Source organism: Limibacillus halophilus (genome assembly GCF_014191775.1).
GTDB lineage: Bacteria > Pseudomonadota > Alphaproteobacteria > Kiloniellales > CECT-8803 > Limibacillus > Limibacillus halophilus.
The window spans coordinates 1-22,032 of record NZ_JACHXA010000007.1; the positions used below are offsets into that span (position 1 = coordinate 1).

The 22,032-nt window shown below is 59.0% G+C and carries 16 protein-coding genes and 1 pseudogene; 9 read left to right on the forward strand and 8 right to left on the reverse strand.

Annotated features, from left to right (window positions below; translation table 11 throughout):
• Nucleotides 1-329: 329 nt before the first annotated feature.
• The 7 genes and pseudogenes from FHR98_RS12060 to hutC all read right to left on the reverse strand — a co-directional run bounded on the left by FHR98_RS12060 (nt 330) and on the right by hutC (nt 10,152).
• Nucleotides 330-1,940 carry an amidohydrolase gene (locus FHR98_RS12060; protein WP_183416959.1) on the reverse strand — a complete coding sequence of 537 codons (1,611 nt, stop codon included), beginning with the start codon at nt 1,938-1,940 and terminating at the stop codon, nt 330-332.
• A 502-nt stretch (nt 1,941-2,442) separates the two neighbouring features.
• Nucleotides 2,443-4,119: a cis-3-hydroxy-L-proline dehydratase gene (lhpI, locus tag FHR98_RS12065; protein WP_183416960.1), complete on the reverse strand. Its 1,677-nt coding sequence runs from the start codon at nt 4,117-4,119 to the stop codon at nt 2,443-2,445.
• Between the two features lie 88 nt (nt 4,120-4,207).
• On the reverse strand, nt 4,208-5,140 hold the full coding sequence (locus tag FHR98_RS12070; RefSeq protein WP_183416961.1) for a dihydrodipicolinate synthase family protein: 933 nt from the start codon (nt 5,138-5,140) through the stop codon (nt 4,208-4,210).
• Nucleotides 5,141-5,236: 96 nt separating this feature from the next.
• Nucleotides 5,237-5,848, reverse strand: a pseudogene (locus FHR98_RS12075) (amino acid ABC transporter ATP-binding protein); the annotation flags it as partial.
• Between the two features lie 44 nt (nt 5,849-5,892).
• On the reverse strand, nt 5,893-7,590 hold the full coding sequence (hutU, locus tag FHR98_RS12080; RefSeq protein ID WP_183416962.1) for a urocanate hydratase: 1,698 nt from the start codon (nt 7,588-7,590) through the stop codon (nt 5,893-5,895).
• 85 nt (nt 7,591-7,675) lie between these two features.
• A complete protein-coding gene (hutH, locus tag FHR98_RS12085; protein WP_183416963.1) occupies nt 7,676-9,205 on the reverse strand; it encodes a histidine ammonia-lyase in 1,530 nt (509 codons plus the stop codon).
• A 254-nt stretch (nt 9,206-9,459) separates the two neighbouring features.
• A complete protein-coding gene (gene hutC / locus FHR98_RS12090) occupies nt 9,460-10,152 on the reverse strand; it encodes a histidine utilization transcriptional repressor HutC (RefSeq protein WP_183416964.1) in 693 nt (230 codons plus the stop codon).
• A 214-nt stretch (nt 10,153-10,366) separates the two neighbouring features.
• On the opposite strand from hutC, the gene FHR98_RS12095 reads away from it, so the two are divergent.
• From FHR98_RS12095 to FHR98_RS12125, 7 genes are all read left to right on the forward strand, one after another.
• Nucleotides 10,367-10,933, forward strand: coding sequence for a HutD/Ves family protein (locus FHR98_RS12095; protein WP_183416965.1), 567 nt, complete (start codon nt 10,367-10,369; stop codon nt 10,931-10,933).
• 137 nt (nt 10,934-11,070) lie between these two features.
• On the forward strand, nt 11,071-11,223 hold the full coding sequence (locus FHR98_RS12100; protein ID WP_183416966.1) for a hypothetical protein: 153 nt from the start codon (nt 11,071-11,073) through the stop codon (nt 11,221-11,223).
• Between the two features lie 38 nt (nt 11,224-11,261).
• Nucleotides 11,262-12,785: an HAL/PAL/TAL family ammonia-lyase gene (locus tag FHR98_RS12105; RefSeq protein WP_183416967.1), complete on the forward strand. Its 1,524-nt coding sequence runs from the start codon at nt 11,262-11,264 to the stop codon at nt 12,783-12,785.
• A gap of 120 nt (nt 12,786-12,905) precedes the next feature.
• Nucleotides 12,906-14,006 (forward strand): TRAP transporter substrate-binding protein, encoded by a 1,101-nt coding sequence (locus tag FHR98_RS12110; protein WP_183416968.1) that lies wholly within the window; start codon nt 12,906-12,908, stop codon nt 14,004-14,006.
• A 75-nt stretch (nt 14,007-14,081) separates the two neighbouring features.
• Entirely contained in the window at nt 14,082-14,585 is a 504-nt protein-coding gene (locus FHR98_RS12115; protein ID WP_183416969.1) for a TRAP transporter small permease subunit, read from the forward strand.
• A 17-nt stretch (nt 14,586-14,602) separates the two neighbouring features.
• Nucleotides 14,603-16,132 (forward strand): TRAP transporter large permease, encoded by a 1,530-nt coding sequence (locus FHR98_RS12120; protein ID WP_322091255.1) that lies wholly within the window; start codon nt 14,603-14,605, stop codon nt 16,130-16,132.
• A gap of 107 nt (nt 16,133-16,239) precedes the next feature.
• Nucleotides 16,240-17,868 carry an MFS transporter gene (locus FHR98_RS12125; protein WP_183416970.1) on the forward strand — a complete coding sequence of 543 codons (1,629 nt, stop codon included), beginning with the start codon at nt 16,240-16,242 and terminating at the stop codon, nt 17,866-17,868.
• A 44-nt stretch (nt 17,869-17,912) separates the two neighbouring features.
• On the opposite strand, the gene FHR98_RS12130 is transcribed toward FHR98_RS12125, so the two are convergent.
• A complete protein-coding gene (locus FHR98_RS12130; RefSeq protein WP_183416971.1) occupies nt 17,913-18,593 on the reverse strand; it encodes a TetR/AcrR family transcriptional regulator in 681 nt (226 codons plus the stop codon).
• A gap of 751 nt (nt 18,594-19,344) precedes the next feature.
• Here FHR98_RS12130 and ftcD point away from each other — a divergent pair.
• Together ftcD and FHR98_RS12140 are read left to right on the forward strand one after the other, a co-directional pair.
• A complete protein-coding gene (gene ftcD / locus FHR98_RS12135) occupies nt 19,345-20,286 on the forward strand; it encodes a glutamate formimidoyltransferase (RefSeq protein WP_183416972.1) in 942 nt (313 codons plus the stop codon).
• Nucleotides 20,287-20,414: 128 nt separating this feature from the next.
• The gene (locus FHR98_RS12140) at nt 20,415-22,025 is read left to right on the forward strand and encodes a trimethylamine N-oxide permease (protein ID WP_221205878.1); all 1,611 of its coding nucleotides are present in this window, start codon (nt 20,415-20,417) and stop codon (nt 22,023-22,025) included.
• Nucleotides 22,026-22,032 lie beyond the last annotated feature (7 nt).

Consider the following 22,032-nt stretch of genomic DNA (forward strand, 5'->3'; position numbering starts at 1 on the left):
CTTCATGTGGATGGCTCCTTCCCTCTGTTGGTTCCAAACAGCACCAGCATGGCACATTGCGATGCCGTTCGGGTGGAGCCGTCCACACCATCAGATAAACGCGAACCAGTCTCGATAGAGCACGACTGAGCTATTTTTCAAGCAGCGATGAGGCCGCGCCACTCGGCTAGAGCAGCAGCACGGCTTAGCTTGAAAGTGGCTCGAGAGGAGAGGCTGCGTTCCCTTGTTGTAGAGGTTGTAGAAGGCGGCGTGGATGTCGGTAAACTTCTGCAACTTTCACATTCGTCTGAAGCGGGCCATTGCTCTAGCTGCGGACAGAGTTCGGAGGGCTAAGCTGAGTAGATGACTTTGCCGTCCATCATCACGAGACGAACGTCGGTTCTCAGAAGAGCCCCCGGGCCTTCGGCAAAGAAATCTCGATCAAGCACGACAATGTCCGCAGCCATTCCCGCTTTCAATGTGCCGGTGATGGTTTCAAGGTGTGCCGACCAGGCGGGTTCACGCGTGCCGTGGCGGATCGCCTCCTCCATAGGCAAAGCCCAATCGGGCCGATGCGGCTTGATCGCATCGTCACTAGGAGACTTGCGGGTCGACGCGATGTACATGTTCGGTAACGCCTCGTACGGTGCCGTCGGCGTGTCCGTACCAAATGCCAGCGGCGCACCGGCCTTCAGGTATAGCGGCCACGCGAACCCGTTGGCGCCTCGTTCAGGGCCCAACTTCTCTAACCAGTTGTCTAGGTAAGCCGGGTCGACATGAACCGGCTGCATCGACGCGGTGATGCCCAGCCTGCCGATCCTCACAATCTGGTCTTCCCGAGCGTACTCCAGGTGTTCGATCCGGTGGCGTCGACCGGACGTTCCGTTGACCTTCGCTGCGTTCTCGATCGCATTGATGGCATCGTCGATCGTCGCATCGCCGATGGCGTGGATGGCAACTTGCAATCCTTCTTTGTCGGCTGCCGCGACCATCGACGTCAGAGCCTTGGCAGGCCAGATTGCTTCGCAGTTGGTGCCGTCGGTATAGGGTTGGCTCAGCGCTGCCGTGCAGCCGTCGATGGTTCCGTCGCCAATGAACTTGATGCCGGTGACCCGCAGTATGTCTCCCTGGTGCTGCCCGGCGAGTTCCGCAGCACGCGCTACCTGCGCCAGCTCCTCGTCCAAGTTCCCAGTCCGCCACATGATGATATGGCCGATGACCCGTGCCGAAAGTTTGCCCGCCGCCTGCAACCGGGCCACGGATTCAAGCACCTGCTCTTCGAGGGCCATCTCGACAATTGAAGTGATTCCAGCCCGCGCGAACGCGCTGAGAGCTTCCAATACCTGCTGGTCGAGTTCATCTTCCGACACGGTGTTCAGGAGCGGCCAAACCATGTTCGACGTCACCGTCTCCTGCAGCCAGCCGGTAGCCTCGCCGGTTTCGGGATCGCGCACGATCTCGCCGCCGACAGGATTGGGCGTCTCGTCATTGATGCCGAGTTCCTCAAGCGCCGCCGAATTCACCCAAGTCGAGTGGAAGTCAAACGCGTCTAGGTATACCGGCCGATCCGGGACAATATCGTCGAGCATTGTCTTGTCAGGCCGACCGTTTGGCACATCGCCATGAACCCAGGCGGTGCCAAGAACTCTTGGCGCATCGGGGTTCTCGTAGGCCCATTGGCGTACTCGACGGCGAATCTCTTCAAGGCTTCCCGCGCCACGCAGCTGCGCCTTGCGCATCGCCGCGCCGGTCATCGCGAGATGAGCATGGCCATCCACGAACCCCGGTAAAATCAGACCGCCCGCTGCATCGATCCGTTTGCTATCGACCCCTGCCGCCGAAGTCGCCCCGTCCGAATCGCCTACATAGACGATCTTGCCGTCCTGGATCACGACCGCTTCCGCCCAAGGCTTTTCCGAGTCCGCTGTAAACACCCGGCCGCCCGCGATCAGAACACTCATTCCCGGCATGACCACCTCGTCCCCTTCAGTTCCCAAGCCTCTAGACAGATACGCTATCGGCGCAGGTAAGATTGTTCAATTGTCCGACTGGTGGAGGGTCCATCACGACCACGGGGAGAAATAGGCTAGGGGCCATCTGCCGATGTTCGCGGCGAGACGGCGAATCGCCGCTCCGAATTGGATTGCGGGGATCGAATTCGAGAGCCAAGCGCGGAACGTCCGCATTCCCTGCAATCACAAGTCAGTTCCCTGCTCGCGCAAAATTTCCCTGGTGTCAGGGCAAACTTGCTTGAGCCGAGGTGAGGTGGGTTTGTAGCCTTAGCGGATGAAAAATCCGTTCCGCTCTTTCAACTCATCGCCGGAAGTGATCCGCCTGACGGTTATGCTGTATATCCGCTATCGCTCCGCCAGGTGGAGGATATCCAGTTCGACCGTCACATTCCCTCCCGCGAAACCTTCAAGCAGGACCGCTCGGCCGCTTTGGCGGCGTTCTGGCGGATGTTTACTCCAGCCAAGTCGGCAGGTTGGCTGGCGCCTTGCCGTTTTGGGCTGCACGGGCGCAGTCCGCAAGGCTGCCAAAGCGCACCTCGCGACCGCAGAGGCCTGGAGCGTAATGAGCGTACTTGCCGGAGTTGGTCATCAAGACGCGCGCTTGCGGCGGAAAAACGGGTTCAGAGATGGAACACCAGCAAATGTCGGGGATCAATTGAACGCCTGCCTTCTCCAACCGGGCGGCAAGACCTTGATCTCGTGCCGTAGCAAGGGTCTCCCGACCTAGGGTTATGATCACCGAAACTGCGGGGTGGCGCCGACGGCCCTCCATAAGCGCGGCGAACTTGCGAGTCTCGGCCAAAGAAAAATGAGGGCTTCCCAAAGACACGAGATCGACGTCTCCACCACCGGCATTAAATCCCTTCCAGGCGCGGGCGAGATCGGCGCGGGTAATGCGAACACAATCGGCATCGTCCGTTGCGGGCCGGTTACCCTCGGGAGTGATTCCCGCCACATGAAGCATCGGCGCCGCCGAGGTGGTGCCGAATGCCGCGCAAAGGGCTCTCAGGTCATCTTCCGACGGCGCGGTGGTTTCCAGGCCCTTCAGGACCGGAATCCTATCGGGTGATAGCTGTCCGGCCAGCCATCCCAGCAGCGGCCACAAGGCATCATCGTATCCTGCGGGCAGTTCAACCTCGATCTTGCGGTGCGCTGCCCTGTTCGCTTCCAGATAGACACCGGCGTGCGGCGCCCGCCCGGTCAGAGCGATACAGAGGTCCAGGAAATCCGGGTGCTTTGCCGTCCGCGCGCCGAGGACGCTGTTGGCATAGATTACCGCATTCGATTCCGACCAACCGATGGCCTCGCCTTCCAACGGCCTGTCATCCAAATGGTAGGGTGCGCAGGTGAAGCTCGGCCGTGCGCCCATCTGCACATAAGCGTCGGCCAGCTGACTGGCCGGCAACCCGAACTCGGGCGGCACCTTCTGGCTCCGCCAATTGACGTAGTCCACCGAGATCGCGTTCATAGTCGTTGGTACGACGACCTTTGCGTTCATCTCCGCCATTGCGGCGGCGAAACGCAGGTTGGCGGGACTGGCATAAATGCAGCCGTCGATGTGGACACGGGTCACGTCAATCAACCGATCAGCACCCTGCAAGGCAGCCATGGCGCACAGTGTCTCCATGGCGAACTTCGCTGCCGGGCCGCGTGCGCCACTCAGGAGGGAGCGATCGCCGGCTGTCAGGTTCAGGTCTGACGCGGACAGAGGCGCGAGCGGCAAGGATAAACCATCGCCCTCGACGGCGGTTTCGGTAATGCGAAGGTATGGAACCTTGGATAGCGCCTCGTACTCCCGCTCGGGGACTCGTAAGACCGCCAGGGGGCGCTCGAACATTCTCCCGGCAATCATCGCCCCCAGGGTGAGGATGTCCTCATCCTCCTTGAAGACCAGCGCCGCAGGCGCATTGCCGTTCAGGGCGAGCTCCAGCAGGACGCCGCTGCCCGTACAGGAGCCGCGGCTGGTAGGCATCAGGACGACACACCCGGTTAGAAGTTGACCGTGTTGGTCGTGGTGGGCATCGATAACACGGCCTGTTTCCGGATCGACTCCACCCCAGAAACTCAGTCCATCGGAGCAGGTCAAAACCGGGCCTTCGACCGCAGCGGGAACGATCAGCTGTGCCATGTGGAGTGCCTTGCTTGTCGTCCGCAAGCCAGGTGCGAGCGGGTCGGGTTGGACGCGGACGGGGCTATGACGCCGCCATCGTGTTTTTTCATCTGGCCCAGGCCGCATACCAATCTCTGAACAGGCGGTGCTGCTGCTCCAGATACTTGCGCTGGCTGTCGCTCAGCGCGTCGGTCTCGTTGAAGTGCGTTGCATAGTTCGCATGACCCTCCAGAACCATGAGGTGCTTATAATAAAGTACCAGATCCGGGCCTTCGTCGAAGGTGGAGAGAACATGCAGTGCATCGTCCAGTTGACGCGCCTTGACGCGAGCCTCCGGGTCGCCCGCCGCGGCTTTCTCGCTAAGCGCCACCAGGTGCAACACCTCTTTCGGCAAGGCGTTCCCGACCCCGGTAATCGCGCCCTTTGCGCCGCAATTCACGAAGCCGTGGTAAACCTGGGTATCAACGCCGATCATCAGGATAAGATCGTCGTCCTTCGACGTGATGTTCTCGGCCGCGTAGCGCATATCTGCAGCGCCGCCGAATTCCTTGAAGCCCACCATGTTCGAATGTTTGGCGCGCAATTCGAAGAACAGATCGGCACGCGTAGCAAACCCGTAGTAGGGGCTATTATAAATGATCGCCGGAATCTCCGGGGCCGCGTTCAGGATGCTCTCGAAGTGCGCCCGCTGAGCCGCTACCGAGGAGCCCCGCGAGAGGACACGCGGAATCACCATCAGGCCTTGAGCGCCGACACGCGCGGCATGCGCGGCATGAGCCGTGGCGCTGGCCGTGTTGACTGCTCCGGTGCCGACGATCGTCGGAATCCCTGCTTCGACGAGGCGGGTCACGCCTTCTTGGCGCTGACTGTCGGTCAGCAGCGGCCAGTCGCCCATCGACCCGCAATAGACCACCGCAGACATGCCCTCGGCGATCAGCTCCCGTCCCCGTTGGACAAGGGCGTCAAAATCGGGGCTGCGATCTGCGTTGCAGGGGGTCATCAACGCTGGAATGCAGCCCGTGAAAATCTTGTTGTCCATCACGTAGTCCTCTTTTGCTAACTTTGTTTTCAGCGATACGCGCCGCTGCCATTAATCTGCCTGCTGCCCGCAAGCCCGAGGTGTCGCGCGGGCGTTCTAACGAATCTTGGACAGGAATCTCCTTGTATGCTCTGACTGAGCATCGCTGAAGATCTGTTGAGGTGGCCCAATCTCTTCCATGATTCCTTCATGGAAGTAGGCAACGCGGTCGGAAACGTCCCTTGCGAAGCCCATTTCGTGGGTGACGCAAATCATCGTCATGCCCTCTTCAGCGAGCAAACGCATAGTATCGAGCACCTCACCCACCAACTCCGGATCGAGGGCTGAGGTAGCCTCGTCGAAAAGCATATAGTCCGGCTCCATTGCCAGCGCCCTGGCGATCGCCAAACGCTGTTGCTGTCCGCCGGAGAGGGCACCCGGATAACTATGAATTTTATGGCTAAGCCCGACGTGGTCAAGTTGTTTGAGGGCCAGATCGCGGGCATCCTTCTTGGATAACCCCCTGACAATCCTTGGCGAAACGGCGACGTTCTCGAGCGTTGTCAGATGCGGAAAGCTGTTCCATTGCTGGAACACCATACCGAGCTTTTGGCGCAATTTATTCAGGTTGGTGTTTTTTGCGTGTACTTTGACGCCGTCGACTCTGATCGAGCTGCTCTGGATCGGCTCTAGACCGTTGATGCAGTAAAGCAGGGTGGATTTTCCCGATCCGGACTTTCCCGCCTTTCACGGACAAGTGCGCAATCTCACCATCACTTCAGGATCGCTGGCAGGTTCAACTTGTGCTCACGCGCGCAATCGATGGCGATGTCATAACCTGCGTCGGCATGGCGCATGACCCCAGTGGCGGGGTCGTTCCACAAAACGTTGCCGATGCGCCGGTCGGCGTCCTCGCTGCCGTCGCAACAGATCACCATGCCCGAGTGTTGGCTAAATCCCATGCCGACGCCGCCGCCATGATGCAGGCTGACCCAGGTCGCGCCGCTTGCGCAGTTGAGAAGAGCGTTGAGCAGCGGCCAGTCCGAAACCGCATCGGAGCCGTCCTTCATGGCTTCGGTTTCTCGGTTGGGCGAGGCCACGGAACCCGAATCCAGATGGTCGCGGCCGATTACGACAGGTGCCTTCAGTTCGCCCTTGCGCACCATTTCGTTGAAGGCCAGTCCGGCGCGGTGCCGGTCGCCGAGCCCAATCCAACAGATGCGCGCCGGCAGGCCTTGGAAGGCAATCCTTTCGCGCGCCATGTCGAGCCAGTTGTGCAGGTGGCCGTTGTCGGGAAACAGCTCCTTCATCTTCGCATCGGTTTTGTAAATGTCCTCGGGGTCGCCGGAAAGCGCACACCAGCGGAAGGGCCCGATGCCTTTGCAAAACAAAGGCCGGATGTAAGCCGGGACAAACCCCGGGAAGGCAAAGGCATTCTCCAAGCCTTCTTCCTTGGCCACCTGACGGATGTTGTTGCCGTAGTCGAGTGTCGGCACGCCGGCGCTCCAGAAATCCACCATTGCAGCGACGTGCGCCTTCATGCTGGCGCGGGCGGCCTTCTCAACACTCTTGGGGTCGCTTTCCTGCTTGGCGCGCCATTCCGAAACGCTCCAACCCAAAGGCAGGTATCCATGGACCGGGTCGTGGGCGCTGGTTTGATCGGTGACGATATCTGGGCGTCCATTGGGGACCGAAGCATCGCCTGTCTTCATGCGGCGGACGAGTTCCGGAAAGATCTCGGCGGCGTTTCCAATGAGGGCCACCGACTTCGCCTCGCCTTTGGCAGTCCAGTCCGCGATCATCGACAGGGCTGCGTCGAGGTCTTGCGCCTTGGCGTCGCAGTAGCGGGTGCGGATGCGGAAATCGGCCCGTGTTTCGTCACACTCGACGGCCAGACAGCAAGCCCCTGCCATGACCGCGGCCAGGGGTTGCGCTCCCCCCATGCCGCCAAGGCCCGCAGTCAGAATCCATTTGCCTGTCAGGTCACCGTCGTAGTGCTGACGACCAGCTTCGGCGAAGGTCTCGTAAGTGCCCTGCACGATACCTTGGGTGCCGATGTAGATCCACGATCCGGCGGTCATCTGGCCGTACATGGCCAGTCCCTTCTTATCCAACTCGTTGAAATGCTCCCAGGTTGCCCAATGCGGGACCAGGTTCGAGTTGGCGATCAACACGCGCGGCGCATCCTTGTGCGTGCGGAACACGCCGACAGGCTTGCCCGACTGCACGAGCAGGGTCTCGGTATCCTCCAGGTCCCGCAAGCAAGCGACGATCTGGTCGAAGTCGTCCCATGTGCGCGCCGCACGGCCGATGCCGCCGTAGACCACCAGCTCGTGCGGATTCTCCGCAACATCGGGATGTAGGTTGTTCATCAGCATCCGAAGGGGCGCTTCCGTCAGCCAACTTTTTGCGGTGATCTCGGTTCCGGTTGCGGGAAAGATGTCGCGGACGTTGTGGCGAGGGTTGGTCATGCTGTCCTCCGATCAGGCTCGTTCTAGCCGACGCTGCGGTTGTGATGGTTTGTTGAGTTTGCTGCAAAGAGGTAAACCGACATGCTCATCCCCCAAGCTCCGGCAAACTGAGGTCGTGGGTGAGGCGACCGTCGGCGATCATCGCCGCAGCGCTGGCGATATCATCGGCCAAGTAGCGGTCTTCGGTAACGCGAGGCGCTTCGCTGCGCAGTCGCCCCATCACGCCCTGGAGCGTGGTGCTGGTGTTCAGCGGCGCGCGAAACTCGATGCCTTGAGCGGCGCACATGGCCTCCACGCCAAGAATGACGTTCAGGTTGGCGTTCATCCGGTGCAGCCGCCGGGCGGCATGGGCGGCCATGCTGACGTGATCTTCCTGGTTGGCCGAGGTCGGGGTGGAATCGGTGGAGCAGGCGTGGGCTAGGTGCTTGTTCTCGCTCATCAGCGCCGCCGTCGTCACTTCGGCAATCATCAGACCCGAGTTGAGCCCCGGATCGGGTGTTAGAAACGGCGGCAGGTCGAAGCTGAGCGTCGGGTCCACCATCAAGGCGACGCGGCGCTGCGCAATAGCACCGATCTCGGCCACCGCCAGCGCGATCTGGTCGGCCGCGAAAGCGACGGGTTCGGCATGAAAATTGCCGCCGGAGACGATCAGCCCTTCCTCAACGAGGACCAGTGGATTGTCGGTCACGGCATTGGCCTCGACCTCCAGCGTCCGGCCTGCGAAACGCAATAGGTCGATCGCAGCACCCGTTACCTGCGGTTGGCAGCGGATGCAGTAGGGGTCCTGGACCCGGGTATCGCCTTCCCGGTGGCTTTCGCGAATCTCACTACCCGCCATCAAGGCCGTTTGCGCGCGGGCCACGTCGATCTGGCCCGGATGACCTCGTAACGTGTGGATCGCATCCACCAACGGAGCGGTGGAGCCCATGATGGCGTCGGTGGATAGAGCCGCCGTGACGACTGAGGCGCGGGCGTTGGCCCAGGCGCCGAACAGGCCAACGAGCGCGCAGGCCGTCGAAAACTGGGTGCCGTTGATAAGTGCCAAACCTTCCTTCGGTCCGAGCACGATAGGCGACAGTCCGGCGCGCTTCAGGGCCTCTGCGGCCAGGAGCTCCTCGCCGTCATGGGTTGCCCGGCCTTCACCCAGCATGGCCGCAGCCATGTGCGCCAGCGGCGCCAGATCGCCGGAGGCGCCAACCGAACCTTGATCGGGGACAACGGGCATGACCCCTGCGGCCAGCATATCCTCCAGCAAGCGAACCGTCTCCCAAGCCACGCCCGAAGCGCCGCGTCCCAGGCTGAGGAGCTTCAGCGCCATCATCAGCCGTGTCGTCGCCTGGTCGAGCGCTTGGCCCACACCGCAGCAGTGACTGAGAATCAAATTGCGTTGCAGCTTCGCCGTGTCCTTTGCCGCGATCTTGACGCTGGCAAGCTTGCCGAAGCCGGTGTTCACGCCATAGATAGCGGCATCGCCTGCCGCCGCGTCACGGACCAACTTGGCAGCGGCCTCAATGCCTGCGCGGGCCGATTCATCGAGCCGTATGGGGCCTGTCCCACGCCAGATCGCCTCCAGCGTCTCCAGTGTCGCCTGACCGGGCACGAGCGTGAGCGTCATGTGGTTCCTCCAAAACACGGGCTATGGAGCAGGTCGTGTTAACCAGGTTCCATAGCGCTGGTCACAGCGCAGACCGAAGATGCGGTTCGTGGTCAAAGTGACTGAGGCATTCCTCAGCCGATCTTAGCCTTTGCTCGGCGAAAGAAAACAAGGCCATATTATTTGATCTTTTGTGTTTTATGTCTGCACATAATAATTTGTCAACACAGAATTGATTGACCTTCCCTTTGGCGTTGTCTGTCCCGGGACCGGTATCAGTAGCGGGTGGTCATGCGATATCCGCGCTGATGGACAAGCCGTACGTAGGTAACCGCGCTTTCCCTCCACCAGGTCGAGCGCTCGACCTGCATCAGAGGATCCCCGATCGCACAGCCAAGGTTGTCGGCTAGCGCAGTGTCTGCAGCCGTGGCCGAGAAACTTATCTCGACGTCCGAAAAAGGAATCGTGGCAACCAGCCACTCGTTTGGCCCGACTTTGGAGAAATCGACCGTGCGTGCTTGGGGCAAGGCGGAGAGATTGATCCAGCGATCCTCGACTTGGTAGGGATTGCCGTCAGCGAAGTGCAAACAAACCAGGTGCCGGACCTTTGCCTTTGGGTCGAGCCGCATCCGCGCACGCAACCAGTCTGCCGCGGCAACAACCTCGGACTGGACGAGGGCATAGCGGTAGGTTGAGCCCTGCTCTTCGATCTGCTGTCGTACAATCGGGATATCGAACTTCGCTTGCCGCAGAGGCGACAATCGAACCCGGGTGCCAGCCTTGCGTTTACGCTCGATCAGACCGTCCTCGGCCAGTTCACGCATGGCTCGGTTCACCGTGGCGCGCGCCGCGCCGTAGTGTTCCGCCAAATCCGACTCGTTGGGAACCAGGCTTCCCGGCTTCCATTCGCCTTGCGTGATTCGACGCAGAATATCGGCCTTTATTTCGCGATAGGTCCCTGCCGTCATCCGTCTCTCCACCTTGGTCACAGACAGTGAAACAGCCAAGTTTTTCTTCTCGCTTTCGGTCTGCCTCTACGGTTCGGCCCATATGTTGAGTGACAGCCTTACACGATAAAATCAGACATAAGCTAAGCTAAGTCCAGACAATACAAACCGTGTGGACGTTTCCCCGCCGCTTATGGCCTAATCGGTGCGTTAATTGGCGTACAGGGGCGCAAGCATGCAACTTCTCCGGTTTGCGAGCTATCGCAGGATGCCTTGGAAAAACGGTGGTGGCATAACGCGTGAGATAGCAGCCTTTCCAGAGGGTGCCGACCTAGCCGATTTCGAATGGCGGATCAGCATGGCGGACGTAGCCAGTGACGGACCTTTCTCGCGCTTCGAGGGAGTGGATCGGACCTTATGTGTTCTTGAAGGTTCGATTGAGTTGACCCTTCAAGGCGGCAAGGCCGTGGTGCTTGATCCAAACTCCGCCCCGCTTGGCTTCCCGGCGGATGAGGATGTCGTCGCTCGGCTTCCAGGCGGCCCCGTCAGGGACTTCAATGTCATGACGAGGCGCAAGGCTGCTAAACACCGGGTCGAGTCCTTGGAGATTAATGGTAAAACCGTGCTGAACCGGGAAGCAAAGACATTAGCGATTGTCTGTGCATCCGGAACCGTTGCGCTGAGCGGCAGTGGTGGAGAAGCAAATCTGGAGGCGTTGGATTGCCTGCTGTTTGATCGCGATAGCGTAGATTCAGTTCATGCCGAAGGGCGCGGTAAACTCATTGTAGCCAGGATTCTATAGAACCATACCTTCATGACATCGAACCGCTTGTTCCAAAACAGGGCAGCAGGGTAGCTATGCCGGGATGGGCCGCGACGACGGAAGGACCGGCCTAAATCACTACAATGTTCCAGCCGTCGGCATTGGGAGGGTGGCTCATGTCACGGTTCTTGCGTCAAACATGCGGTTCGGTAGAGCTTGCAGCCGCTAGAACGATCATTCGGTCGCCGGTCATCTACGTACGGAATATTCTTAAGTACTATGTAACCTACAGACTCTATCAGGACCGCATTGAGGGCCTGCGGCAATGATTGCCGCGCTTCGGTGAAATTGTTTTGGGGGCAAAGTCATGATCGTGCTGGACGGTGAGCATCTAACAATTGGCGATGTGGTCGCCATCGCTCGGAAAGGGGACCAATTGGCCCTAGCCGCAAGCGCGGCGGAGAAGGTCCGCGCGGGCGCCGACTATTTGACCGATCTGGTCGCCCAGGGACATCCCATCTACGGTCTGACGACCGGCTTTGGGGCGCTTGACGGCTTTGCCGTCGGGCCGGACAAGGTGCGTAACCTTCAGCACAATCTATTGCGCAGCCATGCCGCCGGCGTTGGGCGGCCGATGGAGCCCGAGGCGGTTCGCGCAATGATGGCAATCCGGGTCAATGTTTTGGGAACCGGTTTGACCGGAATCTCCCCTGAAACCCTGGATGCTCTGATAGCGATGGTGAACGCCGGTATCGTGCCGTTGGTGCCCGAGCGTGGCTCGGTCGGCGCCTGCGGCGATCTTGCACCGCTTGCGCATATGGCTCTGCCGCTGATTGGCGAGGGGCGGGCGCGTCTTGGTAGCGGCGACTTCGAGGCGGCCAAGGGCGTGATGGCGCGGGCGGGCATCCCTTTACCGACGGTCGCTGGCCGCGACGGCATCGCGTTGATCAACGGCACGGAGCAGACGACGGGCATTGGTTGCTTGGCCGCCTATGACGCTGGACGGCTGATCCAAGTAGCGGAAGCCGTTGCGGCGCTCTCGTTGGAAGCGTTAGGGGCGGTTGCCGATAGCTTTGACGAGCGGGTTGCCTTGGCCAAGCCCCACCCGGGCCAGATTGCCACTTCAAGCCGTTTACGTGCGTTGACGGACGGTTCCAAAGCGGTCCTGCCGCCGCGCCCCGAACGGATGCGCGATGCGCTGAGTCTGCGCTGCATCCCTCAAGTCCTTGGCGCGACACGGGATGCGCTCGCCCATTGCTGGCGGACGCTTGAAATCGAGATCAATGCCGCCAATGACAACCCGCTGTTTGGGGTGGCCGATGGCTTCGTCACCTCCAACTCCGGGAACTTCCATGGCCAGGCGGCGGCGGAGGTGCTCGACTATTTGGCCAATGCGGTAACGTCCGCCGCGGCGATTTCGGAACGTCGTGCCGCGCGGCTTGTCGATCCGCACCACAATGGCGGCCTTCCGGCCTTTCTGATTCATCCAGACTCAGCGCCGGGCGAAAACTCTGGGTTCATGATCGCCCAATACACGGCGGCATCGCTGATTGCTGAGATGAGGATGCGAGCCGTACCCGCGGCAATTCAGACCATCCCGACGTGCGCAAACACCGAGGACCATGTGCCGATGGCGCCGCTTGCGGCGCGCCGGGTTGCCTTTGTGGTTTCCACGGCATTCGACGTGGTGGCGATCGAAGCATTGCTGGCGGCGCAGGCCTGCGATATCCGTGGCTTGAAGCCCGCGCCTCTGTTGCAACCGCTTTACCAGGCAGTTCGCGATGTGGTGCCGACAATGCTTCGCGACCGTCTCATGGCCGAGGATATAACTGCGGTACGAAAAGCCCTGCGTGATAGCGGCGTTGCCGGTCCAGATTGGACGTCACACTGAAGGCGGCGAGGCGGCGTTATGGCTGGCCGCGTTGAATCGGCGCTCTTGCCAGCGGAAAGTGGCCGTTGATAATGCCGAGGGTAACAGGGTGCACCAAGATCAAAAGAAAGGGAGAGTGTGATGACGACGACAAGACGTAAGTTTCTGGCTGGCGCCGGTGTTGCCGGTGCTGCGGCAGCATCGGCAACCTTCCCCATGCCTGCGATCGCGCAAGGCAAGATGCAGTGGAAAATGGTAACGGCTTGGCCGAAGAACCTGCCGGGTCCAGGTGTTGCCGCCCAAATGCTTGCTGATCGCATCACCACGCTTTCCAGCGGGCGTATCGAGGTTAAGCTTTTCGCCGCCGGAGAACTGGTCCCGGGGCGGGGTGTCTTTGACGCCGTCTCCGAAGGGACCGCTGAGCTTTATCACGCGGTTCCTGCTTACTGGGGGTCTAAGTCCAAGGGTATTGAGCTTTTCGGATCCCAACCCTTCGGTCTGCGCGCCGACGAGCAGTTTGGTTGGATGGCCCACGGCGGCGGGCAGGCGCTTTACGACGAGATGTACGCACGCTTCAACCTCAAGCCGTTCCTTTGCGGCAATTCCGGACCGCAGTGGCAGGGTTGGTTCCGCAAGGAGATCAACTCGGTCGATGACCTGAAGGGCTTGAAGTTCCGTACGGCCGGTCTGGCTTCAGACATGTATGCCAGAATCGGCATGGCGGTGCAGGCCATGGGCGGCCGCGACATGTTCCAGGCTCTGCAGTCGGGCGCGCTGGATGCCGGCGAGTTCATTGGGCCTTGGTCGGATAGCGCACTCGGTTTCTATCAGATCGCCAAATACTACTATTGGCCGGGCGTCGGCGAGCCGTCTTCGGCGGAGGAATGCGGCATCAACATGAAGGTTTACAATGATTTGCCGGATGATCTGAAGGGTGCGGTCGGCTTTGCCTGTGAAAGCCTCTACAACCCGGTTTGGACCGAGTACACGACGAAGCACGCTTTGGCGCTTCAGCAGCTTGTCGCCGAGCAGGGCGTGCAGGTTCGTAAACTGCCGGATGACGTCATTGTCGCGTTGGGCAATGCCGCAGGCGAAGTGATGGCGGAACTGCGAGAGGACAATGACGAGCTGGTTAAGCGCATCATGGAAAGCTTCCTCGCTTATCGCGCATCGATCAGCGAGTACATGACCTATGCCGACAATGGGCAGATGAACGCCCGTGCGTTGAACTACAAGTACTAAGGTGTAGAGTGCCGGAGGGGCCAGCGCGGTGGGAATCCGCGCTGGCACGCCGGACTTGCGCGTAGGGGAGGGGCTGTGAACAGAACCGCAGACAGGCTCGACATGGTCAATCGCCTCGTTGGCAGCATCGTCCGATGGGCAGCCCTTATCATGGTGCTGACGCAGTTTGCGATCGTGCTGCTACGTTATGTTTTCAGCATCAGTTTTGTCGCGGTCAACGAGAGCGTGCTTTACCTGCATTCCGCGTTGTTCATGTTGGGTGCGGGATATACCTTGCTGGTCGATGGGCATGTCAGAGTCGACATTTTTTACGCCAAAGCAAACGCACGCTGGCAAGCGGCGATCGATCTGTTCGGGCACGTCTTTCTCCTGATACCGTCGATGTCGTTGCTGCTCTACTGGTCCTGGCCGTCGGTGCGCAATGCCTGGGCGATCCTGGAGGGTCCAATTTCGGTTGGGGGTATACCGGCTTCCTTCTTGTTGAAATCACTGATACCGGCTTTTTGCGTACTCCTGTTAATCCAGTCACTGGCCTGTCTGATGCGCAATATAGCGCGTCTGCAAGAGAGACAATCTTGACCCTACCTCTTGATCTCATGATGTTTGCGGCGCTGATCGCCTGCATACTTCTCGGCTTTCCGGTTTCTTTCAGCATAGCGGGGGTGGCAACGCTCTTCGCTGTTCTCGGCTGGGTTTTCGGGGTAATGGACATCTCCTTGCTAGGCGCTTTGGGTCAGCGCGTCTTCGGATTGCTTACCAACACAGTTTTGATCGCCATACCGCTATTTGTTCTGATGGGCGTGATCCTCCAACAAAGCCATATAGCCGAGGATCTCTTGGAGACCATGGGCCGGTTGTTCGGCCGACTGCGCGGCGGGCTGGGCGTGTCCGTGGTGCTCGTCGGGGCCTTGTTGGCAGCGTCTACAGGGATCGTGGGAGCGACCGTCATTGCAATGGGGATGATTGCGTTGCCAACCATGCTGCGCAATCGCTACAACCCGGAGCTGGCGTCTGGCATCGTTTGCACGGCGGGTACCCTTGGCCAGATCATCCCGCCGTCAACGCTTCTGATCATCTTGTCCGACGTGATGTCCAATGCCTACCAGCAGGCGCAGTTCGCACAAGGTAAGTTCACTGTCGAGACCATTTCGGTAGGGCAGATTTTCGCCGGTGCTTTGCTGCCTGGCTTGACCCTTGTGGTGATCTACATTCTCTACGTTTTAGGGCGCGCATGGCTTTTGCCCAACGATGCGCCGGCGGCGGTGCAACTGGATGACAAGCCATCGGCTTTGGAGGTCGCTATCGCCGTCCTGCCGCCGGTACTGCTGATTGTTGCAGTGCTAGGCGCGATTCTTGGTGGCGTGGCGACGCCCACCGAGGCCGCTTCGGTCGGGGCTATCGGAGCACTTTTAATGGCCGGACATAGGCTGGGCGCCAAACCTTGGTTGATATTGGCGGGGGCAGGAAGCTTATTGTTACTGGGCATTGTGTCGGGTCTGGCGCCCGTACATCTGCAGCGAAGCGATGCAGGGACCTCGGATTGGGTGCAAGGCGGCCTCTATGCAATGTTGGCTCTGCTTGGGATGGTGGCCATCGTGGCGGCCTTGAAGCGCGCCTGGACCGCCGACATTCTTAAGCCTGCTCTGACATCGACGATGACCGTTACCTCGATGATCTTTGCAACCATTCTGACCGCCAGCATGTTCTCGCTGGTCTTTGTCGGATTAGGGGGCGAGGCGCGCATCGAGCAAATTTTGACCGCCATGCCGGGCGGCGCCACCGGCGCCCTGATTTTTTGCATGGCCCTTATTTTCGTCCTGGGCTTCTTCTTGGATTTTGTTGAGATCACGGTCATCGTGCTGCCGCTGATTGCACCGATGCTGATTCTGATGGGGCATGACCCCATATGGTTGGCGATCCTGATCGCGATCAATTTGCAGACATCGTTCCTGACGCCGCCCTTTGGCTTCTCGCTCTTCTATCTTCGAGGCGCGGCCCCGCCGGAGATAACGACAGGGCAGATCTATGCGGGGGTCGCGCCGTTTATTCTGCTGCAAATCGTTGGTGTCGCCATTATTTGGATGATTCCGGCCATCCCCACCTGGCTCCCTTCTATCGTGTTCTGAGTCGCAACCTTTTGCCACTGCCGGGGTGCTGCAGCGGATAAAAGCCTTTGACAGGCTGTAGTGGCCCGCTAGCGTTCGTTTGGTTTACTCGCTTGGAGGTCTATTCGGTGCCTCAGCACACTTCACCCCTGACGCTGTTCCGGAACCAGACGTTCCGGATGCTTTGGATCGCTGCGCTTGCATCGAATTTCGGAGGACTGGTGCAGGCGGTGGGTGCAGCCTGGATGATGACGACCCTTTCTGATTCCCCCAGCATGGTGGCGCTGGTGCAGGGCTCGATCACCCTGCCTATTATGATCTTCTCGCTGTTGGCCGGTGTTTTCGCCGATAACTTTGACCGGCGGAGGGTCATGCTGATCGCTCAGTGCTTTATGCTGGGTGTGTCTATCATGTTGGCGCTGATGGCCTTTGAAGGTTGGCTTTCGCCGTGGCTGCTTCTTGCCTTCACCTTCCTGATTGGTTGCGGCACCGCGCTGCATAACCCGTCGTGGCAAGCCTCGATGGGGGATATCGTGTCGCGGGAGGATTTGCCGTCAGCGGTGGCCTTGAACAGCATGGGATTCAATCTGATGCGCAGCGTTGGGCCTGCGGTTGGCGGCGCCATCGTGGCCATCGCAGGCGCCGCAACCGCCTTCGCGGTAAATGCGCTTAGTTATGTTGCCATTATCGCCGCACTGTTCCGCTGGAGGCCGCCGCCGCCCAAACGGCACCTGCCACGCGAGCCTTTCGGTAGCGCCTTTTCGGCAGGATTGCGTTATGTCGCAATGTCGCCAAACCTGATTCGTGTGATTGTTCGAGGTTTCGTCTTCGGCCTCTCGGCAATCGTCGTTTTGGCGCTGTTACCACTGGTGGTGCGCGATATTCTACTGGGTAAGGCGTTTATTTACGGCGTCATGTTGGGTTGTTTTGGCGTTGGTGCTGTCGGCGGTGCCTTGCTGAACGCGCGCTTGCGGGAACGCTTCGCCAACGAAAAGATAGCGCGTGGCGCATTTCTGGCGTTCGCCGCCAGCAGCGTATTGCTCGCATTCAGTTCAAATTATGTCGTGAGTGGAGCCGCCTTGTTTGTGGCCGGGGCATGCTGGGTCGTCGCCCTTTCGATGTTCAACGTCACAATCCAGCTTTCAACGCCGCGCTGGGTGGTGGGCCGGGCACTCGCGCTCTATCAGACCGGGACCTTCGGCGGCATGGCGGCCGGCAGTTGGATTTGGGGGGCGGTTGCCGAGAACTTCGGCGCCGATCAATCCCTGCTGGTTTCGGCCATAGTGCTTGTGTTTGGTGCGTTAATCGGCTTGCGGTTACCCTTGCCGGAGTTCGGGATGCTCAATCTCGACCCGCTCAACCAGTTTCGCGAGCCGGCCCTGCGATTGGACCTGACGCAGCGGAGCGGTCCGATCATGATCATGGTCGATTATGTGATCGACCAAGAGGATGTGCCGGAGTTTCTGTCAGCGATGAGCCTTCGGCGCAGAATCCGTATTCGTGACGGCGCCCAGCAATGGGCGCTCCTGCGCGATCTGGAGAATCCCGATATCTGGACGGAAAGTTATCACGTGCCGACTTGGGTTGAGTACGTGCGTCACAACGAACGTAGGACACAGGCCGACGAAGAGGCCTATGCGCGCATTCGCGCCCTACACAGAGGCCCGGAGAAACCCAGGGTGCACCGCATGATTGAACGGCAAACCGTGCCGCAGCATGATGATACGCCGCTTAAGCCGGAGAGCGGAGGCAGATAGTTTCCGATCGGTCCACGGACTCTGCCGGTCCGAAGAATCAACCGCTAGACAGAATTCTGCCGGAGGGTGCGTTTTTCGACGTCGTATCCTAGATGAAGCCATAGGGTTTTCTTGAACTCGGCCACGGTCCCGGTCATGTCGAAATCGTCAAGGATGAGTGATCGTGCCAAAACGCCGTCCAGGCTGGCTGAAATCATCGTGGCCACCGCGGCGGGCTCGACTTTTCTGAAGATGCCCTTCTCGATTCCCTCGCGTATGAACTTCTCGAGGATTTCTCCCTCGTGCCGGTAGAATCGCTCCACCGGCTCGTTGGCATCGGGCAAAATTTCCATCAAACCCTTCAGGTCGAGACTGATTTTCACCACATTGCGCAAGCGCTTATGCAGAACAACGTGAACATCAAACCACGCGCCAATCGCATCGGCGGCGTTGTCATAGTTCTTGCTGTCGCTATGGCTGCTGAAAAGCTCGAAGGCTTCGTCGATGGCATTCTCGATAGCAGCACGGAAGAGCTGCTCTTTACTTTCGTAATAGTAATAGATCATCGCGCTGTTGATGCCCGCAGCGCGACTGATATCCCGAATGGTCACGGACGCAAAATGGCGCTCTGCGAAAAGGTCCAGTGCAATGCGAGCAAGGTCGTTGGCTCCGGGGCTGGCTTGATCAGCGCTCCTTCTGCCAAGCCTGGGCTCGGTCTTTCTCTTTTCTTTCGTGCTTCGAACCATTCTCACTTAGCTTCCGAAATAGAAATTGACTACCATCATGACCCTTGGAGACTGGCGGTTCGTGGGGCCCTGGCCCAACCGCCCACTTATCCAGAGTCAGTATAGGTCTTTGTCTCCGAAATTACCGGGTTGTTAAAAACGATCATTGTGAACACGCCAAGCGCGAACCGCACTCCGACTTTTTGCTTATGATTGCCAAGCGGTCAACCCGGATTGTTGGTGTGGGAGTCATCGTCCTTTCTCAGCCGCCTTTCAATCGGTCAGAATCGAGAAGGTCGTGACGCCGGTATCATCCACTCCAAGTCGGCGCCAAGGCCTTCATTTCGAGCTGCGGGTGCGTTGGAAACCGGCTTAGCCGCAAGCAAGTATCGCTGCTTGCCCCTGCCGGGCGACGTCCGTCGCTATTACCTTCCTTGCCATTTTCTCGATCAGGATTGAGAGCTTTCGGCCTCTTCGGTTGCGATCAATTGCCGCTATCGGGAGGGGAATATGACGTGGGCGCGCGGGCTGACCATCAAGAGCAAAAGCGGAGGGGTGAAATTTTTATCGAAGTTAAATAACTGATTGATTAAATCATAATTGAAGCTAGTCTGATTGTCGGTGGCTCGAACGGGGCCGCTCCGAAGGGGGAAAATTCAATGCGGAATGGGCGCCGCTCGACACGATTGGGGATGCCAGTGTGTCCGGGCAAGAAAGAGAAGCGAACAGCGCAGCGCTCGAACTGCATAAGTAAGATCCAGGAGGACATTTGATGGCTCAGTACATCCTTTCAGACCCAAATTTCAGCGATGGCACCCGCAAGGAAGTCATCGAACAGATTGTCAATCCGTTTCGCGACCGCAAGGGCGTCAAGCTCATCGGTTATGAGCCGGACGCAGATTTTGATCGCCTGCCCGTCGAGGTTTTGGGCCGTCCCGAGGCCGTTCGAGAGGCATTGCTGGAGTCCGCGGCGAAGGCCTACGAACTCATTGACATGGAACAGCAGCACGGCCGCCACCCACGTATCGGAGCCGTCGACACGATTGAGATTTATCCGGCAAAAGACATCACGGTAGAAGAGTGTCGGGACTTTGCCGAGGAGCTTGGTAAAGAACTATTCAAGCGCCACGGCGTTCCTATTTACTTCACCGGCAAGAATGCCCGTAAGCCGGAGAATGAAGGCCTGACCTTCATCCGCAAGGGCAACTACGAAGGTCTTCGGGATGTTGTCGAAACGGACCCGAACAGGGCACCCGACCTTGGGCCGGCGAAGCTGCATCCGACGGCCGGAGCCACCATTGTTGGCGCATTGGACGAACATGACGCTTACTTCAACGTGGTGCTCGATACGACGGACCTGGCGATCGCCAAGAAGCTGGCCAGCTACGTGCGTGGCAGGACCGGTGGCTTCACAAATATCCAGGGCGTTATTGGCTTGCCGCAGACACACCGTCGAACTGGAAAGGCTTGCACGATTGTTTCCTGCGAGGTCAGCAATCCGCTCAAGACACCTCTGCACCGCATTTACAATCTGCTCAAGTCGGAAGCCGCGCGATACGGCGTCAATGTGATAGCGGGCCAAGTTTGCGGAACCATCGCAGCCGAAGTTCTTGTGCAGACTGCGGAATGGTATCTGCAGCTCGAAGCCATCAATGGGCCCTGGGATTACAAATCCCAGATCCTGGAAAACCACCTTCTCGAGCTGGAGGGCTGACCACCCGCTTGGGCTCGACTCTATCCATTAACCCGTGACTCAGACAGCTCCCGAGAAAAATAAGAGCTTCAACGCCGAGAATCCGGGGCTGTCTGGTTACAATCATCGGGACTGGGGAGGACCGAAAAATGGAAACCGTACTACCACAGCAGGGCGGGGTCGCTCGGCAGGAAGCCGAGTCTGGCCCCCAAATGAGGCGTGACGTCAATTGGTGGCAAGTCGTGTTTATTGCAGCAGGCTCACCGGCGTTGGTTATGTTCAGTCTTGGCGGCATCTCGGCCGTTACAGGCACAATCTCACCATTAGTTTGGTTCGTTTCGGTCATGATCGGCTTCGTGGCGATTTTCACCTACGCGGAAATTGCCGGGATGCACCCCAATAAATCAGGGGGTACAGCGGTTTACGGCGCGACGGCCTGGGTTCGATACAGCAAGATCATTGCGCCCATGTCCATTTGGTCAAATTGGTTGGCCTGGAGCCCGATCCTGGCAATTGGATCGGGTTTGGGCTCAGGATACCTGTTATCCATCTTTCTGCCGGCCGACCACGCGCTGAATACCTGGCAACTGACACTCATCGATCTCGGATTCTTGAAGAATGATCTCTCGATCCGAATCAATACGCAGTTCATCGTCGGTACGGTCTTGATGGTGATTGTCTGGAGTATCCAGCACGCTGGTATTTCCAGAACAGCCCGTGTTCAGATCATCTTGACCCTAGGTGGGATCATTCCCCTGATGTTTGTCACGATCATTCCGCTGATCGTCGGCAAGGTCGAGATGAGCAACTTCACGCCTTTCGTACCGCTCAATGGCGAGTGGAATCTTGATGGCTGGGGCTTGATGTTGGGCGGCATGTTCCTGGCTGCCTGGTCTGCTTATGCGGCTGAGAATGCCGTTTGCTACATGAGCGAAATGAAGGACCCCAGACGTGAGGGCGCTAAAGCCATTATCTGGTCCGGCGTGCTTTGCGTCGTGCTCTATTCGCTCGTCCCATTTGTGTTCCAAGGGGTTCTTGGCACTGAGTACATGCTTTCTCCGGGGATTGTGACCGGTGAGGGCGTCGGCGTAGCGCTGGCCAGTATGATCGGCGGCGGCACGATTATCGGAAAAATCGTCGTCGTTATGCTGACCTTCACACTATTCCTGGCGATCATGACGGCAATGGCTGGGTCTTCCCGGACTCTCTACCAGGGCGGACATGATGGTTGGATGCCCAAATTCCTCGACAATCTGAATGAGAATGGGGTGCCGACGCGCGCGATGTGGACGGACCTTGCGTTCAACGCATTGCTTCTCTTGATGTCCGACTATCTATTCGTCCTGGCGGTCTCGGCCGTCAATTACGTTCTGTTCCACTACCTGAATCTGAACGCGGGGTGGATTCATCGGATCGACAATGCACGTGCAACACGGCCTTATCGGGCACCATTCCTGCTGTTCGTGGGAGGCATCGCCCTGGCCTATGTGAATGCCTTCCTGATTGGTGCGGGTGCCAATCTGTGGGGCAACTCGATCCTGTTCATCGGACTCGTCGCCGCCTTCATTTCCACGCCTTTGTTCTGGTATCGGCACCATGTCGTGGACAAGGGCAAGTTTCCAGAACACATGCTTGCCGACTTGATTCCGGAGGGGGAAGACGACGTGGGGCCGACAAAGGCCGGGAATCTCCCGTACCTGGCCTTAGCCGGCGGCGTTGTGGCGATGATGGCCGGTTATGTCACCTTCTGGCTGGTTTAGTTAGGAA